This is a genomic window from Sulfurimonas sp. (genome assembly GCF_032250635.1).
Lineage (GTDB): Bacteria > Campylobacterota > Campylobacteria > Campylobacterales > Sulfurimonadaceae > Sulfurimonas.
In genome coordinates this window covers 1-4,682 of record NZ_JAVVFL010000172.1, presented here as the reverse complement: position 1 = coordinate 4,682, position 4,682 = coordinate 1, and the positions used below count along the sequence as shown (strand labels likewise).

At 40.8% G+C, this 4,682-nt stretch carries 6 protein-coding genes; 3 read left to right on the top strand and 3 right to left on the bottom strand.

What is annotated here, in order from left to right; all coding sequences use genetic code 11:
• Window positions 1–59: 59 nt before the first annotated feature.
• The 3 genes from rpe to RQ763_RS09690 all read left to right on the top strand — a co-directional run bounded on the left by rpe (window position 60) and on the right by RQ763_RS09690 (window position 2,199).
• Complete coding sequence (gene rpe / locus RQ763_RS09700) at window positions 60–701, top strand: ribulose-phosphate 3-epimerase (protein WP_314152669.1); 642 nt, start codon at window positions 60–62, stop codon at window positions 699–701.
• An 89-nt stretch (window positions 702–790) separates the two neighbouring features.
• The gene (locus RQ763_RS09695; protein ID WP_314152668.1) at window positions 791–1,378 is read left to right on the top strand and encodes a phosphoribosylanthranilate isomerase; all 588 of its coding nucleotides are present in this window, start codon (window positions 791–793) and stop codon (window positions 1,376–1,378) included.
• Window positions 1,379–1,386: 8 nt separating this feature from the next.
• Window positions 1,387–2,199: a 3'-5' exonuclease gene (locus tag RQ763_RS09690; RefSeq protein WP_314152667.1), complete on the top strand. Its 813-nt coding sequence runs from the start codon at window positions 1,387–1,389 to the stop codon at window positions 2,197–2,199.
• On the opposite strand, the gene accA is transcribed toward RQ763_RS09690, so the two are convergent.
• The 3 genes from accA to acpP all read right to left on the bottom strand — a co-directional run.
• Window positions 2,200–3,135: an acetyl-CoA carboxylase carboxyl transferase subunit alpha gene (accA, locus tag RQ763_RS09685; RefSeq protein WP_314152665.1), complete on the bottom strand. Its 936-nt coding sequence runs from the start codon at window positions 3,133–3,135 to the stop codon at window positions 2,200–2,202.
• Between the two features lie 15 nt (window positions 3,136–3,150).
• The gene (locus RQ763_RS09680) at window positions 3,151–4,368 is read right to left on the bottom strand and encodes a beta-ketoacyl-ACP synthase II (RefSeq protein ID WP_314152664.1); all 1,218 of its coding nucleotides are present in this window, start codon (window positions 4,366–4,368) and stop codon (window positions 3,151–3,153) included.
• Between the two features lie 104 nt (window positions 4,369–4,472).
• Window positions 4,473–4,682 (bottom strand): acyl carrier protein (gene acpP / locus RQ763_RS09675; protein ID WP_314152663.1); only part of this gene is annotated, 210 nt, incomplete at its 5' end.

The window sequence follows — 4,682 nt, the reverse complement described above, 5'->3', positions numbered from 1 at the left end:
GAACACACAACCATATTTTAACTATTTGGTTGATAAATATATTATACGAAGGAAACCTAATGAAAGTAGCTCCTAGCGTTTTATCCGCTGATTTTGGCAACCTGCAAAGAGATGTCGAAGCAATTTGTGAAGCCGGCTGTGATTTTGTTCATGTAGATGTAATGGATGGTCACTTTGTTCCAAACTTGACAATCGGTCCCGTTGTTGTCTCTGCTATTGCTGCGTGCGCCACAAAACCGCTTGATATACATCTTATGGTTGAGAACAACACCTTTTTTGTTGACCTTTTTGCCCCTTTAAAACCTGAATATATATCTTTTCATATAGAAGAGGAGAAGCATCCGCACAGACTCATCCAAAAAATTCGCTCACTTGGTATAAAGCCTGCGATTGTTCTAAATCCGCACACGCCTCCCGAGTCTGTAGAGTACCTGCTAGGTGATTTGGATATGGTTCTTTTGATGAGCGTCAATCCTGGTTTTGGCGGTCAGAGTTTTATAGAGAGCGTAATTCCTAAAGCAAAAAAACTAAGTGCCATGAGAGACAGGTTAAACCCAAACTGCCTTATAGAAGTTGATGGCGGAGTAAGTGATAAAAACATTCATCTCTTAAAAGATGCGGGCGTGGATATTGTGGTTGCGGGAAGCTATGTATTTAACCATCCAAACAAAAAAGAAGCGATAGAGAGTTTGCAAATATGATTTCTTATGCAAAGCATAAAGCTTCAGTGACCACAGCGGTCTTAGCGAAGACAAAGGAATTACTTCCTTTGTCGGACGGATAATAGATAATGCGTTGTAAAATTTGCGGGATTACATCTTATGAGGATGCAATGGCAGCAATAGAAGCCGGCGCAGATGCCTTGGGTTTTGTTTTTTATGAAGCCTCCCCTAGATACATCTCACCACTTCAGGCAAAAGAGATTATAAAAAGACTTCCTCCCTTTGTCGAAAAAGTCGCTCTTTTTGTAAACAGCGATGCACAGGTTATCAACTCCTACTGCCAAGAAGCGGGAGCAACTCTGGCTCAGATCCACTTTGGAGCTCCGGATGAACTTTATGAGCAACTTTTTGTCCCATATATAAAAGTTGTTCGCGCCAAAGAAGCTAAAGATGTTTTAAAATTTAGTGATGAGTACAGGCTAGTTGATGCCTACTGCGAGAGTTACGGCGGAAGCGGAGAGAGATTAAATATTGATTGGTTTGAAAATATTGACTGCTCTAAGATTATTTTAGCAGGCGGGCTAACCCCTGAGAATGTATTGGCTGTAAAAAAGTATGGCTTTTACGGCGTCGATGTAAGTAGCGGCGTTGAACTCTCTTATGGTAAAAAAGATGCTTTAAAAGTCAATGAATTTATCAAAAATGCAAAAAAGTAACGCTACAGATGCTTAGTAACGACTTCTCTTTAGATGCAAAAAGTATCCATAAACTCTCATCAAAAGGGCTCTCTCCAAAGAGCCTTAAAGAGCAGATAGATGAAGATTTAGAGTTTCTTTTAGAGCTTTGGCACTCTCAAGGTTTGGAGATTTTAAAGCAGCAGGGTAGTTTCTATTTTGCTACCAAATTTATGCCACTGCATGATGCTACCTTCTGTATAGTAGACATTGAGACAAACGGTTCAAAAATAGAGAAACACCAAATAATCGAGATTGCCGCCCTAAAAATCAAAGGCAACAAAATTATCGGCACCTTTGACTCTCTTGTCAACTGCAAAGAGATAAACCCGCACATTACCGAAATTACCGGGATATCTGTCGAAGACACGAAAGATGCACCGGCTCTAAAGAATGTCATGTATGATTTTAAAAACTTTTTAGCAGACTCTGTTTTTGTTGCCCATGACGTAAAATTTGACTACAAATTCATCTCACAAAGCATTCAAAAAGTGGGTTTGGCACCTCTTTTAAATAGAAGTTTATGTTCACTCTCTTTGGCAGAGAGAACCATAGCATCTTACAGATATGCACTCTCATACCTCAATGAGTCATTTAGCCTCCATCCAAGTGCAACGCACCACAGAGCAATGAGCGATGTGCTTACTACATACGAGCTATTTAAACTATCGCTTGCAAATTTGGATAAGAGCTTGGGTAAAAGTATAGAGAGTGTTGAGGATATTATAAAGTTCTCAAAAGAGGGAAAAATTCTAAAAAGACCGAAGTTTGACCCCCTCCTACTAGTCGAGGGTCAAAAGTAACTACTCGCTGTAAGCTCCAACACCTACAAGTTTATTGTATCGTGTTTGCATTCTCTCTTCTTCAGGGACACTGCGAAGCTTTGCCAGCTCTTCTAAAAAGTACTCGCCAATAGCTGCAGCAGCGCCGTCTCTATCTCTGTGAGCGCCGATAAGCGGCTCTGCAATAATGTCATCTATAAGATCTAACTCTTTTAAGTCTTCGCTCGTAATCTTCATAGCATTTGTTGCTGCTTCCGCTTTTGTAGGGTCGTTCCATAAAATTGCAGAACATCCCTCAGGTGAAATAACGCTAAACACGGAGTATCTCATCATGGCAAATTTATCTGCAACACCGATAGCAAGAGCACCGCCGCTTCCGCCCTCTCCGATAACTACAGAGATTGTCGGGGTTTTAAGTTGTGAGAGCTCAAGAAGGTTTCTAGCAATCGCTTCACTCTGGTTTCTCTCCTCAGCTCCAATCCCCGGATATGCACCCGGAGTATCTATAAGCATTAGCAGAGGAAGATTGAACTTTTCGGCAAGCTTTGCTGCACGAAGAGCTTTTCTATACCCCTCAGGATGCGGCATACCGAAATTTCTTTTTATCTTGTTTTTTGTTCCGCGACCTTTTTGCTCACCGATAACCATAACTTTTTCATTTCCAATATAGCCTATGTAGCAGAGGATTGCAGCATCATCACGAAAGTGTCTATCGCCGTGTATCTCATACTTGTCTCTCATAAGCAAATTTATATAATCAAGTGCATAAGGTCTGTCCGTATGACGGGCAAGCTGAAGTTTTTGAAATGGAGAGAGGTTGTTGAATATCTTTGAAACCTCTTTGTCTAGGTTCTCTTGGAGGTTCTCAAGAGCGAGCTCATCATGACGAACCTGCGCGGATATGATATCTTCTTGAATAAACTTAATCTTATACTCAAAGTCTAAATATGTTGCCAAACTAAATCCTTATACTTAGATTTTTTTGAATATTAAAACGCCGTTTGTTCCACCAAACCCAAAAGAGTTGCTCATAACAGTATTTAGTTCAGCGCGTCTAGCCTTGTTTGGAACAATGTCTAAATCGCAATTTTCATCAGGAGTTTCATGGTTGATAGTCGGAGGAATGATACCATCACGCATTGCCATCAAACATACAACAGCCTCTATACCACCTGCAGCGCCTAAACAGTGACCTATTTGCCCTTTTATAGAACTCATCGGAGGACAGTTTTCTTTGCCGCCTAGAAGATCTTTAACTGCAGCCGTCTCATTTTTATCATTGATAGGAGTACTTGTTCCGTGTGCGTTAACGTAGTCAAGCTTAGGTTCGCCAGCCATTTTATAAGCTGCTTTCATAGCGCGCGTTGGACCATCAAGACTCGGTGTCGTAATATGGCTGGCATCTCCGCTTTCGCCGAAACCTATTATCTCGCCATATATATGCGCACCCCTTGCCACTGCATCTTCATACACTTCTAAAATAAGTGCTGCCGCACCCTCTCCCATAACAAAACCGTCACGGTCTGCATCAAAAGGACGAGAAGCTTTTTTAGGATCATCATTTCTTGTTGAGAGCGCTTTCATTGAAGCAAAGCCGCCAACACCTGCCCCAGTTATTGCGCACTCTGCAGAGACAACCAACATTTTGTCTGCTCCGCCGCACATAATTGTCTTAACTGCTTCACTTATTGCGTGAGTTCCCGCAGCACATGCAGTAACGCTTGAGAGATTTGGACCTTTTGTTCCATGTGCGATAGAGACAAAGCCGCCAAGCATATTTACAAGAGCACCCGGGATAAAAAATGGGCTTATTCTTTTTGGACCTTTTGTCTCAATAATGATTGAATTTTTTTCTATAGAAGGAAGACCGCCGATACCAGAACCAGCGCTTATGCCGAATCTATCCATGTCTGTGTCTTCAGGTATGTTAGCTTCTGCCATCGCCTCTTGTGCAGCTTTTAATCCAAGATGGATAAATCTATCGGCTTTTTTGACCTCTTTTGCTTCCATAACCGTAGATGGATCAAAATCTTTTACCTCGCCTGCAATTTTTACGCTGTAATCTTCTGGGTCAAAAAGAGTAATTGTGTCAATTCCGCATTCGCCATCACATATAGCTTTAAAAGAACTCTCTTTATCATTTCCAACTGCATTTATCATGCCCAAACCAGTAACTACAACTCTTTTCATTAAAATCTCCGTAAAAAAATATAAAATACTTTTTAAAAGCCAGAAATTACGCTGACCACTAAAAAACATTTACTACCGAGAGCCCTCGGTAGATTTTTAGACGATTATTTGCTTTCTATGTAGTTAACAACGTCTTTTACAGTTTGAATTTTTTCTGCTTCGTCATCAGGGATTTCGATATCGAACTTCTCTTCAAGTGCCATTACTAATTCAACAACATCAAGGCTATCAGCACCTAAATCTTCAACAAACTTCGCGTCTTCTTTTACTTCATCAGCGTTAACGCCTAATTGCTCAACTACTACTTCTCTAAT

Excerpts from the sequence above, each read along its gene's own strand:
- rpe (WP_314152669.1), top strand. The coding sequence starts at position 60 with ATGAAAGTAGCTCCTAGCGTTTTATCCGCTGATTTTGGCAACCTGCAA.
- RQ763_RS09695 (WP_314152668.1), top strand. The coding sequence starts at position 791 with ATGCGTTGTAAAATTTGCGGGATTACATCTTATGAGGATGCAATGGCA.
- RQ763_RS09690 (WP_314152667.1), top strand. The coding sequence starts at position 1,387 with ATGCTTAGTAACGACTTCTCTTTAGATGCAAAAAGTATCCATAAACTC.
- RQ763_RS09680 (WP_314152664.1), bottom strand. The coding sequence starts at position 4,368 with ATGAAAAGAGTTGTAGTTACTGGTTTGGGCATGATAAATGCAGTTGGA.